Source organism: Erwinia sp. (genome assembly GCF_049696395.1).
Lineage (GTDB): Bacteria > Pseudomonadota > Gammaproteobacteria > Enterobacterales > Enterobacteriaceae > Erwinia.
In genome coordinates, this window is record NZ_JBAVTT010000065.1 from 23,829 (window position 1) to 45,322 (window position 21,494).

Consider the following 21,494-nt stretch of genomic DNA (forward strand, 5'->3'; position numbering starts at 1 on the left):
CTGCGGGTTGCAGCCTGGACGACAAGACGGGATTGGTTCACTCTGGTTATTCACTGGCGGTTCCCCCCTTTTTAAAAGCGCTGTTTTTCCAAATGAAAAACAGGCTGCCGAGATTTTGCGCCCCTTAGCAGACCACAACCGTGAGGTTGACGTTTTTGCGATGAGACTCGGGGCCATCGGTTACTCGCGTCCAGCGTTACTATTGCCCGTAGCTTTGTCACTAATGTAAGAATAATGAGTAAGTTACGATGAAAAGAATGTTGATAAACGCGACTCAGCAGGAGGAGTTGCGTGTCGCCCTGGTGGATGGACAGCGCCTGTACGACCTGGATATTGAAAGCCCAGGACACGAACAGAAAAAAGCCAACATCTATAAAGGCAAGATCACCCGCATTGAACCCAGTCTTGAAGCAGCATTTGTCGATTACGGTGCTGAAAGACACGGTTTTCTCCCTCTGAAAGAAATCTCCCGCGAATACTTCCCAGGTAATTACAATTCCCATGGTCGCCCTAATATCAAGGACGTACTGCGTGAAGGTCAGGAAGTTATTGTTCAGATCGATAAAGAAGAACGTGGCAATAAAGGCGCAGCCTTAACCACCTTTATCAGTCTGGCCGGCAGCTATCTGGTGCTGATGCCTAATAACCCGCGTGCTGGCGGTATTTCCCGTCGCATCGAAGGGGATGATCGTACCGAGCTGAAAGAAGCGCTCTCCGCACTTGAGCTGCCAGAAGGTATGGGTCTGATCGTTCGTACCGCAGGCGTTGGCAAATCTGCCGAAGCGCTGCAGTGGGACTTAAGCTTCCGCATGAAGCACTGGGACGCCATTAAAAAAGCCGCTGACAGCCGCCCTGCTCCGTTCCTGATCCACCAGGAAAGCAACGTGATTGTCCGCGCCTTCCGCGACTACCTGCGTCAGGATATCGGTGAAATCCTTATCGATAACCCGAAAGTTCTGGAGCTCGCTCGTCAGCATATCGCTGCGCTGGGCCGCCCGGATTTCAGCAGCAAAATTAAGCTCTACACCGGTGAAATTCCGCTGTTCAGCCACTATCAGATCGAATCGCAAATCGAATCAGCCTTCCAGCGTGAAGTGCGTCTGCCGTCTGGCGGATCGATTGTTATCGACACTACCGAAGCGCTGACTGCGATTGATATCAACTCCGCTCGCGCAACTCGCGGTGGCGATATCGAAGAAACGGCTTTCAACACCAACCTTGAAGCGGCAGACGAAATTGCCCGTCAGCTGCGCCTGCGTGACCTTGGTGGCCTGATCGTTATCGATTACATCGATATGACCCCGGTTCGCCACCAGCGTGCTGTTGAGAACCGTCTGCGTGAAGCCGTTCGTCAGGACCGCGCCCGCATCCAGATCAGCCATATCTCTCGTTTCGGCCTGCTGGAGATGTCCCGTCAGCGCCTCAGCCCTTCACTGGGTGAGTCCAGCCATCACGTCTGCCCGCGCTGTAGCGGTACCGGCACCATCCGTGATAACGAATCGCTGTCGCTCTCAATTCTGCGTTTGATTGAAGAAGAAGCGCTGAAAGAGAACACCAAAGAAGTTCACGCTATCGTTCCTGTGCAGATTGCCTCTTACCTGTTGAACGAAAAACGTGAAGCGGTAAGCGCGATTGAAAAACGCCAGGGCGGCGTGCGGGCCATCATCGTGCCAAACGATCAGATGGAAACCCCACACTATTCCGTTCTGCGTGTGCGTACGGGTGAAGAGACTCAGACTCTCAGCTACCACTTGCCGAAGCTGCATGAAGCCGAAATGGCGCTGCCTTCTGAAGAAGAACATGCTGAGCGTAAACGTCCTGAGCAACCGGCTCTGGCTGCGTTTGTGATGCCTGATGCTCCACCGGCTCCTCAGGAACCTGTTGTTGCTGAAGCGCCACAGGTTGCTCCAGTCACTCAGGCACCAGCAGCGGTTGCGAAAGCGCCTGCTGAAGCTGGAACCAGTTTGATGGGTCGCTTCTTCCGTGGTCTGAAGAAAATGTTTGCCGGTGAAGAGAAACCAGCAGAACAGCCTCAACCAGCCGTAGTGGTAGAAGAGAAAGAACCAGAAGCGGCAGCACCGCGCGGTGAGCGTCGTAACAACCGTCGCCAGAATAACCGCCGTGACCGCAATAATAATGGCGATCGCAATGAGCGCTACGGCGACCGTAACGAACGCAACGCGGACCGTAATGGTAATGACCGTAACGATCGTAACGGAAGCGATCGTAACGAACGCAATGACCGTACCGATCGCAACGGCAGCGATCGTAACGAACGCAATGCAGATCGTAACGTTGACCGTAATGCGGATCGCAATGAGCGGAATTCTGACCGTCCAGAACGCACTGACCGTAACGAGCGCACCCCTCGTAACGACCGTAACTCTAACCGCAATGAGCGCATGACTCGCGACCGCGATCCTGCTGCTGAAAGCCGTGAAGAGAACCGTCGTAACAAGCGCACTGCGCCAGCGGTAGATGCAGCAGAAGAACTTCTTCAGGCTGTAGCCGCCGAAGAGGCACAGCAGCAGCCGCGTCGTGAGCGCCAGCCACGTCGTCGTCAGGACGAAAAACGCGCGCCAGTGATGGAAGAGAAAGCAGCGGAAATCGTTGAGCTTCCAGAAACTGTGGTCGACGAATCAGTTGAAAGCGATGAGCATGTTCAGGTGATGCCGCGCCGTAAGCCGCGTCAGCTTGATCAGAAAGTGCGTATCGAAACGGCTGAACAGACTGCCGCTCGCTCTTTTGCTCCGGCAGAAGAAGAGGCACCGGTACAGGAACAGGCTGCGGACTTCCCTGCTGCTGTGGAAACCCACACTGAAACGGAAGAAGGCGATGATCGTGACAGCAACAGCATGCCACGTCGTTCGCGTCGCTCTCCTCGTCATCTGCGCGTCAGCGGTCAACGCCGTCGTCGCTACCGTGATGAGCGCTACCCGAACCAGTCGCCAATGCCGCTGACCTTCGCTGCAGCTTCTCCAGAAATGGCTTCCGGCAAAGTGTGGATCACCTACCCTGTTGCACAGACTACTGATGAGCACGAACACGAGCAGTCTGTTGTGCCTGAGTATGGTCATCAGGACACCGAAGCAGCCGTTGCCGTTGCTGCAGAAGTCGTTGCGCAGCCAGCAGAAGTGATTGCTGAAGCGCAGCCAGTGCATTTCTCAGAGCCACAGCCGGAAAACACCCCGGAAGTGACGCTGGTGAACACTGATGAAACTGCCGCTATCGAAACAGCCGTAAACGAAGAACCAACTGTTGTCTCTGCTGCTGATGAAGTGATTGCTGATGCCGTAGCGCAACAAGCGGTTGCAGCAGAAGAGACTCAGCCAGCGGTTCAGGCGGTTGATGCTGTAGAAGAGATTGTTGCTGAAGCTAAACAGGCTGAAGAGCAGCGTGTGACAGAAGAAGCCAGCCACCAGGCTGCTGAAGCTGCCTCAGATGTCACCCCAGCAATTGAACAGCAGGTACAAGAAGTGCTGGCAGCGCCAGAAGCTGTTGCAGAGCCGGTTATTGCCACTGAGCCACATGCACCAGTGCCTGCCCGTGACGAACCCGTTGCTCAGGCTCCTGTTGCTACTCCGGTTGAAGCGCAAGCTGCTCAGGCTCCTGTAGCTGCTCCGGCTGAAGCGCCAGTTGCTCAGGCTCCTGTTGCTGCCCCGGCTGAAGCGCAAGCTGCTCAGGCTGCTTACAAGCACCATTCAACTGCGCCGATGACCAAAGCTCCTGCGCCTGAGTATCAGCCAGAACCAGCCCGTCAAAGTGACTGGGTGCGTCCAGGCTATAACTTCGACGGTCAAGGGTCTGCAGGCGGTCACGCTGCTACCCATCAGGCTACTGCTCCGGCAACCCGCCCAGAGTAAGTAGAACCTGACTGAAAAAGCCCTGGTCTTATGACCGGGGCTTTTTTTTACCTGAAGCCACCCGCTTTACTCCTCTGTCCGTGATGCCAGCCGCTCTGGCACTTTTCACCTTTAACCAGCCACTCCTCCACCCGCTCCACGCCTGCCTTTTGAGCCCGTTCGCTGTTCCTGCCTTCATCCCCAGCCCCCCTCGCATCAGTAACATAAAGAACAACAGCAACAGCAACAGCAACAGCAACAGCAACACTGTGAATCAAGTTAGCAAAAATACCGCCGTAAATATTTGTGTACCAGCCGCCGTAAATCGGCAAATTCCGGACAAAAAAAACCCGCTATCAGAAGGTTAACGCTGATAGCGGGAGAAACTGAACGTACCCGGTTTAAGCACGCTCAAAATGGTGAAACAGGTATTACATTTTGAACAGTGACAGGCTGGACATGTCGGTGAAAACTTTATAAGAGGCCTGTAACGCAGTCTGCTGCATGGTGTAAGAGGAAATAGCACTGGTATAGTCAACATCCACCAGATTGCTCATCTGCGTGGACTGGTTCAACTTGGTGTCAGCCCCTTTTGAATCCAGGTTATCCAGCTCAGTCAGCTGAGTCCCTAACACTGAACGCACCGAAAGCACGTTATTCAGTGAGTTCTTCAACCCACGGTTGGTCTTGTCCAACGCTGCAGAAGCGGCGTCTGAAGTCGCCTGATCGGCGTCTTGCAGCGGTGTGTTCAGCGCGTTAATGGCGGTGTTCAGCGTGGTGAAGATGTTGCTTTCACTGGCGCTACCGTCCGGCTCAGCCGTTGGGTTGCTGGTCAGTGAAGTAAAGACCTGCGCGCCCGTGTGGTTGGTGACCATGGTACGGTTGGAATCCACTTTCTGACTGATTGGCGTAGTGCCACCCACATAGCTAACGTCACCGTTAGCATCCTGAGTGAACGGGGCTTTATCCGTCTGATAACCGGCAAACATGTAACGGCCGTTGCCGTCAGTGGTGTTCGCCAGGTTCAGTAACTGGTCGCGGATACCGGTCAACTGCTGTGCATAAGACGCACGGTCATCATCAGATAAGGTGCCGTTTGCGGCTGCAACCACAATCGTTTGTGCCGCCACAATCACATCGGTCACCTGCCCCAGGTTAGTTTCTTCCTGCGACACGTTATTGGTAGCAAAGCCCCTGGCCGTTGAATACTGGCTGGTTTGCGCCTGAGCCTGTGAAAGCACTACCGCTTGCGCGGCAGCGACAGGATCATCAGACGGGTTCACCACCCGCTTACCTGAAGAGAGTTGCTCGCCTACTTTCAACCAGCTGGCCTGAGAAGTTGAGATCCCGCGCATCTGTTGATCGTAGATCTGGGCAGTACTGAGTCGCATCATGAACTCCTTATTCTGTCATCAGCTAACAGCGCCGATCAGCGCGTTAAAAATGGTGCTGGCGGTTTGAATGACCTGCGCATTCGCAGTGTAATACTGCTGATAGCGCGTCAGGTTGCCGTATTCTTCATCCAGGTTTACCCCTGAGATTGACTGCTGCTGATTGGTCAGCTGCGTCACTACGTTACCTTGAGTGGTACTGGTCGTTTTCAGGTTGCTGGCCTTGTTACCGATATCCGCGACCATGCTGGCGTAGCTCTGGGTCAGCGTTTTAGAACCGGTAATCACGTTTTTCGTTTGCAGGTCCAGCAACGACTGGGCGTTAGTGTTATCACTTACACCATCATCGGCACCGGCTGCAGCAACTTTAGACTCGTCGGTAATATTGACGTCCATATTCACGACGACATCAGAAACCGGCTTCACCAGGAAACTGTCATTTTTGGCCGGCGTGCCGCTCACTGTCAGCTGTAATCCATCAAAACTCAGCGTTGACTTGCCATTGGTGTCGGTGCCCATTGTTGCCGTGATGCTGGCATTATCTGAGTTGCGGGTGACGTTCCAGTTAGTGCCGTCGTAACTGACTTTGTAATTTGAGGCCTGAACCTTGTTGGTATCCGTCCATTCAGCACTCACTGATGTGGTGCTGGTGTTTTTGGTATTCGAGATAACCGAAGGACTCCCCAGATTGAAGAAAGCTTCACCGGCATCACCGTTGCTGTCAAAACCCGCTTCGTGTTGGGTGTTGAAGCTGGATCCCAGCGCCATAGCCAGCTGGCCTAACTGGTTGCGGGTATTATCCAGGTCGGTACGAAACGCAAGCAACCCCCCGAGCGAGCCGGTAGTGACCAGTTTTTCTGGAATCTCACTTTTGACACCAGTGGCTGGGTTGACCATGGCAATCGTGGTCCGGCTTGGATCGCTGCTGGAAGGGACGGCAGCCAGCGAGTTGTAACTGTTGCCGGTGACCAGAGAGATGCCGTTGCCAATACTAATGTTGTAGCTACCGCCATCCTGCTGACTGACCGTCACGCCGACCAGTGAGTTCAGGTTGCTGACCAGCTGATCACGCTGATCCAGCAGATCGTTAGGTTCGTTACCGCCACCTGCGCCCTTCAGCTTCGCTATCTGCTGGTTAACGTTGGCGATCTGCTTGGCATAGCCATTGATCTGATCCACGGTCGAGGTAACGGAGGTGTTCAGGCTGCTGTCGAGGTTGCGCAGGTAGGTATCTGATACCTGCAACTGGTTGACAAGACCATCAGCTTTGCCCAATACCACCTGACGCGCAGAGGCGTCATCAGCATTGCTGACCAGCGTCTGAATCGAGGAGAAGAAGTCCTGGATATTGCTCGACAGCGTATTGGTGGTGCTGGAGAACATATCGTCAATGTTCGACAGCTGATTATATTGCGTGGTCAGTGCGCTGGATTGCGTGCTGGCCGAGCGCAGCTGATTGGTGATGAACGCATCATATTCACGGTTAACGCTGGCAACAGAAACACCGTTGCCGTAATAGTTTGTCCCGCTTAGCGTGCTGTTGGCCTGAGCAAGGATAGTCGTCTGACGTGAATAGCCAGCAACGCTGTAATTACTGATGTTGTTACTGGTGGTATTCAACGCTGCCGAAGCCGCGTTTATCCCGCTTAACGCGGTATTAATTAAGTTAGACATGTCGGTTCCTTGTTTACCCTGACACAGCACGGGCCGGCATTAAAAAGTCGCCGGTATGCTTTAACGCAAATCCGGCCTGAAAAGGTTATCGGTAAAACCAGCACAAACTTGAGTAAAAATCAGAATAAATCACCGATATCCTGGGTATACGCTTTCACCACTTTTTCGCCCATATTCTTGAACTGCTGGATCATGCCTACCAGTTTCTGCGCATATTTCGGATCGGTGGCGTAACCCGCTTCCTGCAAGGCTTTAGCGCCCTGCTCTGGCGTGGCGGCGGTGGTCACTGCGCTGTAGCGAGGGTTATTACCAATCAGTTTGACGTAATCGTTTAACGCATCGAAATAGGAGTCGTACACGCGGAATTTGGCCTTCACCTTTTTCGCTTCGCCGTTCTCATATTCGGTGGTCGTAATTTCGGTGGTTTTGCCCTGCCAGTTTGCCGAGGCTTTAATGCCAAACACGTTGTAGCTTGGCTTGCCCTCAGAGGTCATGATCTGCCGTTGTCCCCAGCCCGATTCAAGCGCGGCCTGAGCGAGGATCAGGTGATGAGGGATCCCGCTTTCCGCACTGGCCATTTTGGCTGGTTGAGAAAGCTGGGCAATAAAGTCGCTGCTGTCACCGCTCAACGGCGTGTCTGAAGAGGGCAGGCGCGGAACCGCCCTACGGACAATCTGTTCCATCGCCAGCGGCGGTAAGGTGTTGATAAAGCTTTTATCCAGCAACATCGGCACCGTACCCGCTTTTTCATCCAGCGGCGCAGCTTGCTCCATCTGCTTGACCATCATGTCGGCAAGACCCAATCCTTTTGAGGCAATCTGCTGCCCAATCTGCTGATCGTACATAGAGGTATAAAGACGCGTTTGTTCCGTGCTCAACAGACCATCCTGCGGCAGTGCCTGGCGCATACTTTTCAACATCATCTGCACAAACATCCCTTCTACCTGCTTCGCGACTTCCTTTGCATGAGCTTTAGGATCGCCGCTGGCCTGGCGCTTAAGGTTGTTCAGTGAGCGGCTGTCGTACGCCGCTCCCATCAGAGATTGAGAATCGCTCATCAGATAATTTCCAGTTTTGCGTGCAGACAACCGGCACTCTGCATGGATTGCAGGATGGACATCAGGTCAATTGGCGTGGCACCCAGCGCATTCAGGGCACGAACCACGCTATTGAGGTTGGCGCTGGCATTCACGCTTTGCAATGCGCCGCCGCTCTGGCGTAAATCAATCTGTGTTTGTGGGGTAACGACTGTCTGGCCACCCCCAAACGGTGTATTTGGCTGACTGACGTTCTGCGACTGGTTCACGGTGACCGAAAGGTTACCCTGAGCAATGGCACAACTGCTTAGCTGAACTTCGCGGTTCATCACCACAGAGCCAGTACGTGAGTTGATGATCACTTTGGCATCCATAATCGGTACGGAGACATCAATGTTCTGAATATCGGCCAGCAGGCGAACCTGTGAAGTGCCGTTCGCGGAAACCTGAACCTGCACGGTGCGTCCGTCCAGCGCCTGCGCTGAACCGTAACCACTGCGGGCATTGATGGCATCGGTGATGCGCTGCGCCATGCTGAAGTCTTCTTCATTCAGGAACAGGTTGATCACGCTGGACGTGCCGAAGTTATTCGGCAATTCACGCTCAATCGTCGCCCCACCGGTGATACGCCCGCCGTTGACCTGGTTAACGGTAACGCTGCTACCGCCAGCGGAAGCCCCAGCACCACCAACAAGAATGTTACCCTGTGCCAGCGCGTAAACTTGATTATCCACGCCTTTCATGGGGGTCATCAGCAGTGTGCCGCCGCGCAGGCTTTTGGCGTTACCCATTGAGGAAACCACGACATCAATGTTCTGTCCCTGACGACCAAAAGCAGGAAGCTTGCCGGTCACCATCACCGCCGCCACGTTTTTCAGCTGCATGTTAGTGCCCGCAGGCACCGTAATGCCTAACTGAGACAACATGTTATTCAGACTCTGAGTGGTAAAGGGAGTCTGGGTCGTCTGGTCACCAGAGCCATCCAGTCCAACAACCAGGCCATATCCAATCAGCTGGTTTTCACGCACGCCGCCGACGGTGGTCAGGTCGCGGATACGATCTGCGTTGGCGAAAGTGCTAAAACCAGCTAACAGCAGCAGGGTGAAACGAAAAATCATCTTACGCATGGTGGAACCTCTTAATACGGTGACAGGTTCAGGAAGAACCTTTGTAGCCAGCCCATCGTCTGCGCTTCATTGATATAGCCGTTACCGACGTATTCAATGCGGGCATCCGCAACCTGAGTCGACACCACGGCATTGCTGCCGCTGATGGTGCGCGGGTTAACCACGCCCGAGAAGCGGATAAATTCCGTTCCCTGGTTAATTTCAATCTGTTTTTCACCCACGACTTTCAGGTTGCCGTTCGGCAGCACCTGATTAACCGTAACGGTGATGGTGCCGGTAAAGGTGTTGTTGGCTGTTGCGCCGCCTTTGCCAGCGAAATCAGTTTTGCCGGAGGCATCAATATTGGTTTTATCCCCGCCTAACAAACCGGTCAGTGAACTTGGCACGGTCAGACCGAGCGAGGTGCTGCCGTCACGTCCTGCGCTTGCCGTGGAGCTTTTGCTCGCACTGACGTTCTCTTGCAGGGTAATGGTCAGCGTATCGCCAATGTTACGTGGGCGACGATCTTCAAACAGCGGTTGATAGCCGTAGTTCATCGGCATCAGACCCTGAAAAATGGAGCCGTTTACAACCGGCGGCGAAGCAGGCAGCGGCTGGGCCGTTGTCGAACCTTCGACCAGTGGCGTACGGGGTACAAGAGCACAACCGTTAAGTGTCAGCAGCAGCGAGGCTACTAACAAACGTCCAGGCATTGAGATTTGCTTCGCCATGGAATCACTACCTTTAATAATGAGAGTTCTTTTATTCAGGGTCGGGCGAACCCGACCACAATGGCATTACAACTGCGTCAGTTTGGCCAGCATCTGATCGGATGTGCTGATTGCTTTACTGTTGATCTCGTAAGCACGCTGAGTCTGGATCATGCTGACCAGCTCTTCGGCTACGTTCACGTTGGAGGTTTCCACATAGCCCTGGTACAGCAGACCGGCGCCGTTGTTACCTGGCGTGCTGTCTGTTGGGGCACCGGAAGCCTGCGTTTCCTGATAAAGGTTCTCACCCTTACTTTCCAGGCCCGCATCGTTAATAAAGGTGCTGAGCGTTAACTGCCCTACCTGCACTGGCTGAGTCTGCCCCTGCTGCGTTACGCTGACCACACCGTCACGCCCGATGGTCATGCTCAGGGCATTTGCCGGTACGGTGATCGCTGGCTGAACCGGGAAACCGCCGTTCGTCACCAGCTGGCCATTCTGGTCAGTCTGGAAAGAGCCGTCACGGGTATAGGCCAGGGTGCCGTCTGGCATCTGTACCTGGAAATAACCCTGACCGCTGATCGCCACGTCTTTAGACGAGTCGGTTTTATTCAGGTTGCCCTGAGTGTGCAGACGTTCAGTCGCCACAGGACGAACACCGGTACCTAACTGCATACCTGAAGGCAAGGTTGTCTGCTCTGAGGACTGAGCGCCTGGCTGGCGAATAGTCTGGTACATCAGGTCTTCGAACACGGCGCGCTGGCGCTTAAAGCCGTTGGTGCTAACGTTGGCCAGGTTGTTCGAGATGACGTCCATGTTGGTTTGCTGAGCGTCAAGACCGGTTTTGGCAATCCATAGGGAACGGATCATAGTAATTTCCTCTGCACTTAGCTCATCGACAGCAGCTGGTTAGCGCGTTGTTCATTCTCATCGACGCTTGAGATCACTTTCATCTGCATCTCGAAGCGGCGTGCGTTGGCGATCATATCGACCATGGTTTCGACCGGTTTGACGTTGCTGCCTTCCAGCACACCGGGCATCACCTGAATGGTGGGATCGGTTTGCAGGACGGCACCACGCTGTGCCTGAGCGGTCGCGTTGAGACGGAATAAACCGTCATCGCCGCGAGTCACCTCTGAACCGACAGCCTTCACCAGTTTCAGACGGCCCAACTGGACTGTGGCATTTGGCGGATCGCCTGGGTTCAGCGCGGTAATAGAGCCGTCAGCAGCGATGGTCACTTCCGAACCCTGCGGCACGGCAATCGGTCCGCCGTCGCCCATCACCAGGTTGCCCTGGATGGTGAGCTGACCGGCCGGGTTAAGTTCCATATTCCCGTTACGGGTATAGGCTTCAGCCCCATCCGGTGCGCGCACTGCCAGCCAGCCGTTCTCACGAACCGCAACATCCAGTGGGCGCTCGGTGTAGTCAAGCGTGCCCTGGGACATATCGGCCCCAGGCGTTGAAGCCGTCACCAGCGTACGGGTTGGCAGTGAAAGACCTTCCACCGGCACAGCGCGCAGCGCGTTCAGCTGCGCACGAAAGCCAGGTGTGGAGGCATTGGCGAGGTTGCTCGCCGTCACTGCCTGCTGATCGAGGGTCTGACTGGCAGCCCCCATTGCTGTATATATCGCGTGATCCATAAGACGATCCTGTTAGCCGGATTAACGCAAGTTGACCAGGGTGTTGAGGATCTGGTCCTGAGTTTTGATGGTCTGGGCGTTAGACTGATAGTTACGCTGTGCCACAATCATGTTCACCAGCTCTTTACTCAGGTCAACGTTGGAAGACTCCAGCGCGCCTGCAGTCAGGGTGCCGAGGTTACCGGTACCGGCAATCCCCACCAGCGCCTGGCCAGAAGAGTTAGTGGCAGACCAGACGTTGTTACCTTCAGACTTCAGGCCTTCCGGGTTAGCAAAGTTAGCCAGCGCAATCTGCCCCAGAGTCTGCGTCTTCTCATTCGAGTAGGTGCCGACTACGGTGCCGTCGTTGTTGATCTGGTAGCTGGTCAATTCACCTGGCTTGTAACCATCCTGAGTAGGGTTACCAAAGGTGCTGGTCCCGGTGTTCTGCTGCTGGCTGTTCAGCACGCTCAGATTAAAGTTGGTTACAGCGGAACCGTTCAGAGGCTGCAATGTAATCGCCTGATCGGTAGTGGAGGTCATCTGACCGCTGGTGTTAAAGGCCATGTTGAAGGTCCCCACATCAGCCGTTGGATCGGCGGCGCTACCATCCTTCACGTTAACAGTCCAGGCACCGTCGCCTGTTTTGGTGAAATACAGGTTCAGGTTGTGTTCGTTACCCAGCGAGTCATAAGTCGTCATCGACGCTTTGCTGTTGTAACTATCGGTATTGTTGATATCCAGCGGGGTGGTGGTCGGTACGCTGTCCGTCGAGTTCAGGTTAGCTACGATTGCCGCCGTGCTGGTTGATTTTGCTGACATCGCGGTGGTAGGGACGTTCAGCGCAACGGGGTTAGCACCGGTCTGCACGGTTGGCGGCGTACCGGATACTGGGTAGCCCGTCAGCTGCAGGCCATCGGCGTTAACGATGTTACGGTTAGCATCCAGAGTAAACTGACCGTTACGGCTGTAGTACACCGCGCCGCTGGTATCCGCCATGCGGAAGAAGCCAGACTGGCTGATAGCCACGTCCAGGCCACGGCTGGTAGAGGTGGTGGTACCGTCGTTAAAGTCCTGAGTTACCGCAGCCACTTTAACGCCCAGGCCCACTTTAGAATCTGCAAACATGTCGGCAAAAGAAACGGTAGCGGATTTAAAGCCGACCGTAGCGGAGTTGGCGATGTTGTTGCCGATTACATCAAGGTTACTGGACGCGGCGTTTAAGCCACTGACTGCCTGTGAAAATGCCATGTGTTCACTCCTGAAAGAGGGTTAAGTTGTTAAATAATCTGACGAACATTTGCGATGGTAGTGGTACCCATCGTGCCGAGGTCTAAAACGGCACCGCTAGTGTCGTTAGTCACCCCATTAACCAGCGCATAATTCAGCGGCTGCGTAACCAGTTGCCCGGTTGCGTTGCTGGCGCTAAGTGAAACGCTGTATTTACCGTCTGCTGCGGTGGTGCCATCTGCGGTACTGCCATCCCATGAGAAGGTATGCACACCGGCGCTCAGACCGCCCAGATTGATGGTTTGCACCACCTTGCCGGAAGCGTCAGTAATTGTTGCGGTAGTCGAGGTTGAAGCCTGCTCAAGGCTGACGCCAAACGGCGTTGTCTGCCCGCTGCCGACCAGCACCTGAGAGCCATCTACCATCACACCATGACCAATCAGCGTGGTAGCCTGTAAAGACTGTCCGCTGTTGATCTGGCCGGAGATAGATCCCAGCGTGGTATTCAGTTTTTCAATGCCGCTGAGGGTATTGATCTGCGCCAGCTGAGTGGTCAGCTGGCTGTTATCCATTGGATTGGTAGGATCCTGGTTCTGTAACTGGGTGACCAACAGCGTCAGGAAGTTACTCTGCAGGTCCGCTGCCGAGGTGTCCGTCGTAGACGACGAAGCCGCAATGGAGGAATTATCAAGTTTCTCATTGACGCCTACTGCTATGCCCATCTGCTTGCTCCTTATTGACCCATCGTCAGGGTTTTCATCATCATCTGTTTAACGGTGTTCAACACTTCCACGTTGGCCTGATAGCTGCGCGACGCGGACATGGTGTTGACCGTTTCCCCTACTACATCGACGTTAGGCATTTTCACGTAGCCTTTGGCATCGGCCATTGGGTTGCCCGGCTCATACACCAGTTTGGCTGGGGTAGGATCGTCAATCACCTGAGCTACGCGTACGCCACCGGTCGGTGAGCCAGGAACAGCATTGGTCTGGAAAACAACCTGCTTGGCGACATAAGGCTGCCCATCCGGCCCGGTCACACTGTCGGCGTTAGCCAGGTTACTGGCACTGACGTTCAGACGCTGTGACTGGGCGTTCATGGCGGACCCGGCGATATCAAATATATTCAGTAAAGCCATTAATTATTGCCCCTGTAGCACGGACATCATGCCCTTGATTTGACTACTGATAACGGTCAAATCGGTTTGGTATTTAAGGCTGTTGTCCGCGAACTGAGTACGTTCGCGATCCATATCAACCGTGTTGCCATCCATCGATGGCTGGTCCGGAACCCGGTACATCAGATCGATAGAGGCTGGCTGCAGCGTTTCTGCGGGAATATGGCGTGCTGACGTCACCGCCAGCGACAGTCCAGACCCTGACGCACGCCCCTGCTCCATCACCTTATTCATCTGACTGGCGAAATCGATATCACGAGCCTGATAGCCTGGCGTATCAGCATTGGCGATGTTGGATGCCAGGATCTCCTGCCGCTGGGCACGCAGGTTTAAAGCTTCGGTGTTAAACCGTAGTGCCGCGTCCAGTTTGTCGAGCATGCTTCCTCCGCAAAATGAAAATTCAGAGCTGACAGAATAAACGGGGTCCGCAATAGTCATCGTCTGAATAGCGCTAAATTATGTTGCTATTTTGCGCCTTGACCTGAACGCACCAGGAGTAGAATCAGTGCCAGTTTGATTTATGGGAGAAATGAGAATGCGGGGAATGACAACCTTGTTAGTGAGTCTGCTGGGTCTGGTGACCCTGTCGGCCAGCGCTGGCGACTTAACGGCTCAGCTCAATCAATTTTTTAAATCCCGCTATGGGGAAACCGGCCAGAATGCCGATACTCTGAGCGTGGTGGTGAAAACGCCTCAGTCTCAGTGGCCAGACTGTGCGGCGCCGCAGTTCTCCCTGCCAGGCAACAGCCGGATGTGGGGCAATATGAGCGTGGCAGCCAACTGCGATCAGAACCGTCGGTATATTCAGGTTCAGGTGCAGGTCACGGGCGATTACCTGGTTGCGGCTCGCCAGGTCATTCGCGGGGGAACGCTGACGGCTGACGATGTGAAAATTCAGCGCGGCAGACTGGATACCCTGCCAGCCAGAACGGTGATGTCTGCCGATGCAGTGACCGACGCGGTAGCGCTGCGCGATATCATTCCAGGCCAGCCTTTGACGCTGATGATGGTCAGGCAACCGTGGCGAGTGAAGGCCGGTCAGAACGTAACGGTAACGGCCAATGGCGGCGGGTTTAGTATCAGCAGCGAGGGGCGCGCAATGAACAATGCCACCACTGCACAGTTGGTTCGGGTGAGGATGAGTTCAGGCCAGATAGTCAGTGGAAAAGTCGGGGCGGATGGGATTATTCTTATAACGCTATAAAGCACTAAAGTAGGGTTCAGTTCTGCCGATAGTGTTATTAACAGACATTGTACACTTAGCTATCAGGCCGTATACCGCCTGAGAATACAGGAGTCAGATAATGAGCATCGACAGAACTCAACCGATGAAACCGGCAGCAACCGTGCAACCTCGCGATACCAGCGAAACCGCAGCACCTAAAGCTCGTCCGGCAGAAAGCAGCAAAACCACTGAAGCCGGCACTCAGGTCGTTCTGAGCGGCGCACAGTCCCAGCTGACCAAGGCCAGTTCACAAGACATCAACACCGCTCGTGTTGAAGAGTTAAAAACAGCTATTCGCAATGGCGAACTGAAAATGGATACCGGCAAAATCGCCGATGCCCTGATTCAGCAGGCAAAAGATTCTTTATAAGGTAACTAAGTAAATGCAGAAGCTGCTGAAAGCGCTGGATAAAATGCTGGAAGTCCTGACCAGTCTTGGCGACATAATGACCGCCGAGCAACAACAGCTCTCGGGCGGGCAGATCAACAGCAGCTTATTGCAACGCATTACCGAAGATAAAAGTTCTCTGCTGGCCACGCTCAATTTTATTGAGCAGATGCGCCGTGATGCTGAAAAAGAGGCAGGGCTGCATGCGCCTTACAGCCTCAATCCTGATATGGCTCGCCGCTGGGCGGACATTCAGGAGCAGACCGTGAAGCTGCGCGATACCAATCTTCATAATGGATTGCTGCTGAATCACCAGATTGGATTTACCGAGCAGGCGCTGGAAGTGTTAAAGCCGCACCAGACTCAGAAGTTTTACGGCCCGGATGGCCAGGCGACCACCAGCAGTTTTATCAGCCGTAAAGTGTAGGCCGCTCCATACTGTAGAGTAAACCCGGCCCAGCCCCGATGCAGTCACCTGCATCGGGGTTTTGCTTTTTATCAGGCCTGAGTTTGACGGGCAAAATCTTTCACGCGGAAGCCCAGCATTGCCAGTACCGCAAAGAACACCGCCCCACCAACGGCACAGACGCCAGCCAGACGCAGTAATCGCGACAACATATTGCCTGTCGCCCATTCCGGCATCACATGCAGCATTCCCACCAGCGCAGCAGCCATTACCGCCACACCAATAAACAACCGCACAAGGAACTGCCCCCAGCCGGGCTGCGGATGGAAAATCTTCTGCTTGCGTAACTGCCAGTAAAGCAGCGCCGCATTCAGGCAGGCACCCAGGCCAATCGACAGCGACAGGCCGGCATGTTTCAGCGGGCCGATAAACGCCAGGTTCATCAACTGCGTCATGATTAAAGTCGCGATAGCGATTCTCACCGGCGTTTTGATGTTCTGGCGGGAATAAAAGCCCGGAGCCAGCACCTTAACCACAATGATCCCCATCAGGCCTACGGAATAAGCCACCAGCGCCCGCTGAGTCATGGACGCATCGAAAGCGCTGAATTTCCCGTACTGGAACAGCGCGACCGTTAACGGTTTTGCCAGGATGCCCAGCGCCACGGCACAAGGCAACGCCAGCACGAAACAGAGCCGTAATCCCCAATCCATCAGGCGGGAATACTCATCGTGGTTACCGCTGGAGAAACTTTTCGCCAGCGAAGGCAGCAGAATGGTCCCCAACGCCACGCCCAGCACGCCGGAAGGGAACTCCATCAGGCGGTCTGCATAGTACATCCAGGAAACGGAACCGGATACCAGAAACGAGGCAAAAATCGTGTTGATAATCAGCGAGATTTGGCTGACGGAAACCCCGAGGATAGCGGGCCCCATCTGGCGCATCACTCGCCAGACACCGGCATCTTTCAGGTTAAGACGGGGCAGTACCAGCATACCGATCTTTTTCAGGTGCGGCAGCTGATAACCCAATTGCAGCACGCCGCCAGCCACCACGGCCCAGGCCAGCGCCATCACCGGCGGATGGAAATGCGGGGCGGCAAACAGGGCAAACCCAATCATGCTGACGTTCAATAAGGTTGGCGCGAAGGCCGGAACGGAGAAGCGATTCCAGGTATTGAGGATCGCTCCCGCCAGCGAGGCGAGAGAAATAAGGAAGATATAGGGGAAAGTGACGCGCAGCAGCGCTGAGGTTAAGGCAAATTTATCGGCCGTATCCGCAAAGCCAGGCGCGGTAACCAAAATTACCCAGGGTGCCGCCAGCATCCCTAATATAGTGATAATCGCCAGCGCCAGCGTCAACAGCCCGGAAACATAGGCTACGAAGACCTTAGTGGCTTCTTCACCCTGCTTGCTTTTGTACTCGGCAAGGATGGGAACGAAGGCCTGGGAAAAAGCGCCTTCGGCAAAAATACGCCGCAGCAGGTTAGGCAGTTTGAACGCCACAAAGAAGGCGTCTGTCGCCATTCCGGCACCAAAAACTCTTGCCACAATGGCATCGCGGGCAAATCCCAGCACGCGCGAAAACAGGGTCATTGAGCTGACCGCTGCCAACGATTTCAACAGGTTCATGTTCTTCCGGGTATTTTGCTTGAAATATCTCGGGCACAGTGTACTGATGTTGCGGCAAATCACCACACTCGTTTGTTACAGCTGATTATTCCCGGTCAATCTCTCTCCAGAGTTTTTCCACCACCCGCTGCGCCATCAGCGCCTGCTCTCCGGACGTTTGCGGCATTGTCTGATTTTCTGCGCAGGCAATGAAGTGGTGCGCCGCACCGGCAAAACCTCGCTGCTCAAGGGTGGATTGCCAGCCAGGGATCGGATCAACGATCAGCTTACCGCCCGTTTCCTGCTGAAAATCACGCATCTCATCCACCAGCAACAGGCTGCCATCGGTCACGGCGCGAACCGACTCACGCTGGCTCCCTGCCCGGCGGTGCATACTGGTGGTGATCTGAATGTCGCCCTGCGAAAAGTGGTGTTCGGCATAGAGCATTTCACCGACATCTGTGGTCAGCAAACTGCCGCTTTGCAGCTTTCCTTTGCTGCCGCTCAGCCACAGCGCGGTATCCACCACATGCAGATAATCATCCAGCAGCGTGAAGAACAGATCCTGCGGGCCAACACTGTCACTGCGGTGTTTGTCCATTCTGAGCGAGGCCAGGCTCGCGAGATGATCTTTTAACTGCAGATAACGAGGGGCGAAACGGCGGTTAAAAGCCACCATCAGCTTTCGTCCCCGCTTGTGGGCAAGTTCAACCAACTGTTCGGCTTCACTGAGTTTTGCCGCCAGGGGTTTATCCACGCAGACATCCACATCCGCCATCAGCAGTTCTTTGACAATGCTAAAATGGCTGGCGGTTGAGGTGTGCACAAAGACCGCATCACTGGCAGCGGCCACTTCAGCCACGCTGCCCAAGAGCGGAATGCGATAGCTGTCACAGACTATCCGGGCTTTTTGTTGGTTGGGTGAGAAAGCGCCGGCAATCTGCCAGCCAGCGGTCTGTGTGACCACCGGCAACCACGCCTTTTGTGCGATGCCCCCAAGACCAATAATGCCCACTTTCAGTACCGTCATATCAGACTTCCCCGGTTAGTCTTGCCAGAACCTGTTTGATCTCTGCCAGTTCTCTTTCCAACTCCGCTACACGTTCACGCAGGTCGTCATTCTCCTGCGAGGGGTCGTTTGTAGCCAGCGAAGCCTCATCAACCTCTCCACTGAAAAGGTGCATAAACCGGCTCTCACGCTTGCCTGGTTCACGCGCTAACCTGACGACAAACGGACCGTCTTCACGTGAAGCCAGTGCCTCAAGCGCCTGTTCCACTTCCGCCATATCCGTAAATTCGTGCAGGCGAGCGCTGCGAGTGCGCAACTCTCCGGGAGTTTGTGCGCCGCGCAGTAATAAGGTGGTGATCAACGCCAGCTCGCCAGGCGTAAATTTCAGCTGACCAAACTCAGTGTTACAAAAGCGGTGTTCGTACTTCACCACCCGATTGCCGAAGCCGCTCTGTGGGGTAGCCAGATGCTTTTTCACCAGCCTATCCAGCGTATCCTGCACGCTGGCTTCACTCAGCGAGAGCACCGGTTCACGGTTGGATTTTTGATTACAGGCCGTCACCACGCCGTTCAGTGACATCGGATATTGCTCTGGGGTGGTGACCTGCTTTTCCAGCAGGCAGCCAAGGGTACGGGCCTCTAAGGCCGAGAGAAGAATTTTCATTGGGTTATCCGCGACGTTCGGGTGTCCATTCTTTGGCGGTCAGTGCCGTCAGCACATGATCCTGCCAGCGTCCATCAATCAGTAAATACTCTTTGGCATAGCCTTCTTTTTCAAACCCTAACCGGGCAAGCAGACCGCCGCTGCGCTGGTTATGCGGCATGTAGTTCGCCATGATACGGTGAATACGTTGCTGCCGCTGCATGTAACGGATGGCTGACTGTAAAGCTTCAAACATCATTCCCTGCCCTTGCCACTTCTCGCCCAGAGAATAGCCAAGGTAACAGGCATGAAAAGAGCCGCGCACCACGTTGCTGAAATTCGCCACGCCACGGACTTCATTCTCTTCAGGATCCATCACCGCAAAATAGAAGGCAGTCCCCTGTTTATGCATTTCTGCAATCAGCCCCAACCGTGCCTGCCAGCCAGAAGGATAGCAGTGGCTTTCATCACGGATCGGTTCCCAGGGTTTAAGAAAAGCTCTGTTTTCGGCATAGTAATCCGCCAGACGCCAGGCATCGCGTTCATGAACAAGGCGAACCACCAGCCTGTCTGTAGTCAGGCGCACTTTCGGGGCAGCGGAACGATAGCCAAACATCTTCTCTCCTGATCCGGCCGATAAAGGATTAAAAAGGCGCACAGTCAGCCCAGCACAACAGCTCAACTTACGCCATATGGCCGACATTTCCTGCGCTTACAAACCACTATAACCGCCCAGGCCCTGACCGGTAAAATAATGCGCATAAAAATTGCGAAAATCGCTTTTGCTCAAGGAATGTCCGGTCGTAGTTTGCCCTCCTGTAGGATCTCTTCCATACTTCCCTAATGCATTCAAATGATTGATGGTGGCCAGTCTGCCATCACTGCTGTCAGGAGGCGTTCTTGAAACTTTATATTTACGATCACTGCCCGTTCTGTGTAAAAGCCCGCATGATTTTTGGCTTAAAAAATCTGCCAGTAGAACTGGTGGTGATGCTGAGCGACGACGAAGCCACACCGAAAAAACTGATTGGGCAGAAGATGGCGCCCATTCTGATGAAAGAAGATGGCAGCTGTATGCCAGAGAGCCTCGATATCGTGCATTTCATCGATAACAAGGATCGTGAACCGCTGTTGACCGGCAAAACCAACCCGGCCATCACCAACTGGCTGCGCCATATTAATGGCTACCTAAATAAACTGTTGCTGCCACGCATTGCTGAGGCCCCGTTTGCGGAATTCGCCACGCCGGAAGCCCGCCGCTATTTCAAAGACAAGAAAGAAGCCAACATGGGCAGCTTCGATGAGCTCAAGCTGCATGCCGAAGGCTATATTAAGAACGTGAACGACGATCTGCGTAAGCTGGATAAGCTAATTGTTAAAGCCAATGCGGTGAGCGGTGAGCTGTCGATGGATGACATTCATCTGTTCCCGGTGCTGCGTTCGCTGTCGCTGATTGCCGGTGTCGAGTATCCAAGCCGCGTGGCGGATTATCGTGACAACATGGCCAAGCAGACTCAGGTCACCCTGTTGTCCTCTATCGCAACGTGATTCTTTCAGGGCCACTTCGGTGGCCCTACTGCACTTCTTCACACAATATTTTCCTGCCGTTTACCCTTTGCCCTGGTGACTCCGTTGCCATTGTCGGGCACTCTATCGCTTCACGTCAGAAGGGTTGCTGACGATAAGTAGACAGAGGAAACGATGAACAAAGCATTTTTCGGGCTGTGCGCCCTGCTGCTGGTCGGGTTACTGACCGGCTGCAATCAACTGACGCAGTACACCATTAGCGAACAGGAAGTGAATCAGGCGCTGGCAAAACACAATAACTACGAGAAGCAGATTGGCGTGGCTGGCCTGGTCGATGCCCACATTGTGCTGACCGATCTGAAGAGCCAGATTGGCCGCGAAGAGCCGAACAAAGTTACCCTTTCTGGCAACGCTAAAGTGAACATCAGTTCGCTCTTTGGTCCCCAGCAGGCGGATATGAAGCTGACGATGAAAGCCCAGCCGTTCTTTGATAAGGACCAAGGGGCGATCTTCCTGAAGGATATGGAACTGGTGGATGTTCAGGTCCAGCCTGAAAAGATGCAGGGGATCCTGAAAACCCTGACGCCTTACCTGAACCAGTCGCTGAAAGATTACTTCAATCAGAAACCAGCCTATGTGCTGAGCAGCGATCGCAGTAAAGCCGAGTCGTTAGCCAAACGCTTCGCCAAAGGGCTGGAAGTGAAGCCTGGCGAGATGATTATTCCTTTCGTTAGTCAGTAGTCCGCTGGTTTCAGCACGCTCTCTGCCCGTTGCTGGTGAAGAGCGTGTTGCAAGGCTAATTTCCCCGAGCCGCAAACAAAGCAGGTGCATTCCCCCCTCTTTATCCCTATGCTTAGAACCCGGCTAAATCGCCAAACCGATTTCACTTCTGCCGGA

The 21,494-nt window shown here is 54.2% G+C and carries 21 protein-coding genes; 6 read left to right on the forward strand and 15 right to left on the reverse strand.

Features of this window, described 5'->3' with window-relative positions; translation table 11 throughout:
• The first annotated feature begins 248 nt into the window (after positions 1–248).
• Positions 249–3,863, forward strand: a complete 3,615-nt coding sequence (gene rne, locus WCC56_RS08995) for a ribonuclease E (protein WP_424692045.1) — start codon at positions 249–251, stop codon at positions 3,861–3,863.
• Between the two features lie 410 nt (positions 3,864–4,273).
• Here the strand turns inward: rne and flgL are convergent, their stop codons facing one another.
• From flgL to flgB, 11 genes are all read right to left on the reverse strand, one after another.
• Positions 4,274–5,233, reverse strand: coding sequence for a flagellar hook-associated protein FlgL (gene flgL, locus WCC56_RS09000; protein WP_424692087.1), 960 nt, complete (start codon positions 5,231–5,233; stop codon positions 4,274–4,276).
• A 21-nt stretch (positions 5,234–5,254) separates the two neighbouring features.
• The gene (gene flgK / locus WCC56_RS09005) at positions 5,255–6,907 is read right to left on the reverse strand and encodes a flagellar hook-associated protein FlgK (protein ID WP_424692046.1); all 1,653 of its coding nucleotides are present in this window, start codon (positions 6,905–6,907) and stop codon (positions 5,255–5,257) included.
• 119 nt (positions 6,908–7,026) lie between these two features.
• A complete protein-coding gene (gene flgJ, locus WCC56_RS09010) occupies positions 7,027–7,965 on the reverse strand; it encodes a flagellar assembly peptidoglycan hydrolase FlgJ (RefSeq protein ID WP_424692047.1) in 939 nt (312 codons plus the stop codon).
• Complete coding sequence (locus WCC56_RS09015; RefSeq protein WP_424692048.1) at positions 7,965–9,071, reverse strand: flagellar basal body P-ring protein FlgI; 1,107 nt, start codon at positions 9,069–9,071, stop codon at positions 7,965–7,967. The genes flgJ and WCC56_RS09015 overlap by 1 nt, the downstream gene beginning before the upstream one ends.
• Before the next feature lie 11 nt (positions 9,072–9,082).
• On the reverse strand, positions 9,083–9,781 hold the full coding sequence (locus WCC56_RS09020) for a flagellar basal body L-ring protein FlgH (protein WP_424692049.1): 699 nt from the start codon (positions 9,779–9,781) through the stop codon (positions 9,083–9,085).
• A 66-nt stretch (positions 9,782–9,847) separates the two neighbouring features.
• Positions 9,848–10,630 carry a flagellar basal-body rod protein FlgG gene (gene flgG, locus WCC56_RS09025; RefSeq protein ID WP_013201665.1) on the reverse strand — a complete coding sequence of 261 codons (783 nt, stop codon included), beginning with the start codon at positions 10,628–10,630 and terminating at the stop codon, positions 9,848–9,850.
• Between the two features lie 17 nt (positions 10,631–10,647).
• Positions 10,648–11,403: a flagellar basal body rod protein FlgF gene (locus WCC56_RS09030; RefSeq protein WP_424692050.1), complete on the reverse strand. Its 756-nt coding sequence runs from the start codon at positions 11,401–11,403 to the stop codon at positions 10,648–10,650.
• Positions 11,404–11,424: 21 nt separating this feature from the next.
• Complete coding sequence (gene flgE / locus WCC56_RS09035; protein WP_424692051.1) at positions 11,425–12,633, reverse strand: flagellar hook protein FlgE; 1,209 nt, start codon at positions 12,631–12,633, stop codon at positions 11,425–11,427.
• A 29-nt stretch (positions 12,634–12,662) separates the two neighbouring features.
• Entirely contained in the window at positions 12,663–13,334 is a 672-nt protein-coding gene (flgD, locus tag WCC56_RS09040; protein ID WP_424692052.1) for a flagellar hook assembly protein FlgD, read from the reverse strand.
• 11 nt (positions 13,335–13,345) lie between these two features.
• The gene (flgC, locus tag WCC56_RS09045; protein ID WP_424692053.1) at positions 13,346–13,750 is read right to left on the reverse strand and encodes a flagellar basal body rod protein FlgC; all 405 of its coding nucleotides are present in this window, start codon (positions 13,748–13,750) and stop codon (positions 13,346–13,348) included.
• Between the two features lie 3 nt (positions 13,751–13,753).
• Entirely contained in the window at positions 13,754–14,167 is a 414-nt protein-coding gene (gene flgB, locus WCC56_RS09050) for a flagellar basal body rod protein FlgB (protein WP_424692054.1), read from the reverse strand.
• 157 nt (positions 14,168–14,324) lie between these two features.
• Here flgB and flgA point away from each other — a divergent pair, with 157 nt between their 5' ends.
• From flgA to flgN, 3 genes are all read left to right on the forward strand, one after another.
• Positions 14,325–14,993, forward strand: coding sequence for a flagellar basal body P-ring formation chaperone FlgA (gene flgA, locus WCC56_RS09055; RefSeq protein WP_424692055.1), 669 nt, complete (start codon positions 14,325–14,327; stop codon positions 14,991–14,993).
• Between the two features lie 100 nt (positions 14,994–15,093).
• A complete protein-coding gene (flgM, locus tag WCC56_RS09060) occupies positions 15,094–15,384 on the forward strand; it encodes a flagellar biosynthesis anti-sigma factor FlgM (protein WP_424692056.1) in 291 nt (96 codons plus the stop codon).
• A 13-nt stretch (positions 15,385–15,397) separates the two neighbouring features.
• Positions 15,398–15,829, forward strand: coding sequence for a flagellar export chaperone FlgN (flgN, locus tag WCC56_RS09065; protein WP_424692057.1), 432 nt, complete (start codon positions 15,398–15,400; stop codon positions 15,827–15,829).
• A gap of 71 nt (positions 15,830–15,900) precedes the next feature.
• Here flgN and murJ read toward each other — a convergent pair whose 3' ends face one another.
• The 4 genes from murJ to rimJ form a co-directional block, all read right to left on the reverse strand.
• Entirely contained in the window at positions 15,901–17,439 is a 1,539-nt protein-coding gene (gene murJ / locus WCC56_RS09070) for a murein biosynthesis integral membrane protein MurJ (RefSeq protein WP_424692058.1), read from the reverse strand.
• A gap of 85 nt (positions 17,440–17,524) precedes the next feature.
• Positions 17,525–18,448 (reverse strand): Gfo/Idh/MocA family protein, encoded by a 924-nt coding sequence (locus WCC56_RS09075; RefSeq protein ID WP_424692059.1) that lies wholly within the window; start codon positions 18,446–18,448, stop codon positions 17,525–17,527.
• Position 18,449: 1 nt separating this feature from the next.
• Positions 18,450–19,091: a DUF480 domain-containing protein gene (locus WCC56_RS09080; protein ID WP_424692060.1), complete on the reverse strand. Its 642-nt coding sequence runs from the start codon at positions 19,089–19,091 to the stop codon at positions 18,450–18,452.
• Between the two features lie 4 nt (positions 19,092–19,095).
• The gene (gene rimJ / locus WCC56_RS09085) at positions 19,096–19,686 is read right to left on the reverse strand and encodes a ribosomal protein S5-alanine N-acetyltransferase (RefSeq protein ID WP_424692061.1); all 591 of its coding nucleotides are present in this window, start codon (positions 19,684–19,686) and stop codon (positions 19,096–19,098) included.
• A gap of 284 nt (positions 19,687–19,970) precedes the next feature.
• Here rimJ and grxB point away from each other — a divergent pair, with 284 nt between their 5' ends.
• Positions 19,971–20,618: a glutaredoxin 2 gene (gene grxB / locus WCC56_RS09090; RefSeq protein ID WP_424692062.1), complete on the forward strand. Its 648-nt coding sequence runs from the start codon at positions 19,971–19,973 to the stop codon at positions 20,616–20,618.
• Between the two features lie 153 nt (positions 20,619–20,771).
• Entirely contained in the window at positions 20,772–21,338 is a 567-nt protein-coding gene (locus WCC56_RS09095; protein WP_424692063.1) for a lipoprotein, read from the forward strand.
• Positions 21,339–21,494: the final 156 nt, after the last annotated feature.

Bases quoted from the DNA above. Each gene is read 5' to 3' on its own strand.
- rne (WP_424692045.1), top strand. From the start codon at position 249: ATGAAAAGAATGTTGATAAACGCGACTCAGCAGGAGGAGTTGCGTGTC.
- flgL (WP_424692087.1), bottom strand. From the start codon at position 5,233: ATGCGACTCAGTACTGCCCAGATCTACGATCAACAGATGCGCGGGATC.
- flgK (WP_424692046.1), bottom strand. From the start codon at position 6,907: ATGTCTAACTTAATTAATACCGCGTTAAGCGGGATAAACGCGGCTTCG.
- flgJ (WP_424692047.1), bottom strand. From the start codon at position 7,965: ATGAGCGATTCTCAATCTCTGATGGGAGCGGCGTACGACAGCCGCTCA.
- WCC56_RS09015 (WP_424692048.1), bottom strand. From the start codon at position 9,071: ATGCGTAAGATGATTTTTCGTTTCACCCTGCTGCTGTTAGCTGGTTTT.
- WCC56_RS09020 (WP_424692049.1), bottom strand. From the start codon at position 9,781: ATGGCGAAGCAAATCTCAATGCCTGGACGTTTGTTAGTAGCCTCGCTG.
- flgG (WP_013201665.1), bottom strand. From the start codon at position 10,630: ATGATCCGTTCCCTATGGATTGCCAAAACCGGTCTTGACGCTCAGCAA.
- WCC56_RS09030 (WP_424692050.1), bottom strand. From the start codon at position 11,403: ATGGATCACGCGATATATACAGCAATGGGGGCTGCCAGTCAGACCCTC.
- flgE (WP_424692051.1), bottom strand. From the start codon at position 12,633: ATGGCATTTTCACAGGCAGTCAGTGGCTTAAACGCCGCGTCCAGTAAC.
- flgD (WP_424692052.1), bottom strand. From the start codon at position 13,334: ATGGGCATAGCAGTAGGCGTCAATGAGAAACTTGATAATTCCTCCATT.
- flgC (WP_424692053.1), bottom strand. From the start codon at position 13,750: ATGGCTTTACTGAATATATTTGATATCGCCGGGTCCGCCATGAACGCC.
- flgB (WP_424692054.1), bottom strand. From the start codon at position 14,167: ATGCTCGACAAACTGGACGCGGCACTACGGTTTAACACCGAAGCTTTA.
- flgA (WP_424692055.1), top strand. From the start codon at position 14,325: ATGCGGGGAATGACAACCTTGTTAGTGAGTCTGCTGGGTCTGGTGACC.
- flgM (WP_424692056.1), top strand. From the start codon at position 15,094: ATGAGCATCGACAGAACTCAACCGATGAAACCGGCAGCAACCGTGCAA.
- flgN (WP_424692057.1), top strand. From the start codon at position 15,398: ATGCAGAAGCTGCTGAAAGCGCTGGATAAAATGCTGGAAGTCCTGACC.
- murJ (WP_424692058.1), bottom strand. From the start codon at position 17,439: ATGAACCTGTTGAAATCGTTGGCAGCGGTCAGCTCAATGACCCTGTTT.
- WCC56_RS09075 (WP_424692059.1), bottom strand. From the start codon at position 18,448: ATGACGGTACTGAAAGTGGGCATTATTGGTCTTGGGGGCATCGCACAA.
- WCC56_RS09080 (WP_424692060.1), bottom strand. From the start codon at position 19,091: ATGAAAATTCTTCTCTCGGCCTTAGAGGCCCGTACCCTTGGCTGCCTG.
- rimJ (WP_424692061.1), bottom strand. From the start codon at position 19,686: ATGTTTGGCTATCGTTCCGCTGCCCCGAAAGTGCGCCTGACTACAGAC.
- WCC56_RS09095 (WP_424692063.1), top strand. From the start codon at position 20,772: ATGAACAAAGCATTTTTCGGGCTGTGCGCCCTGCTGCTGGTCGGGTTA.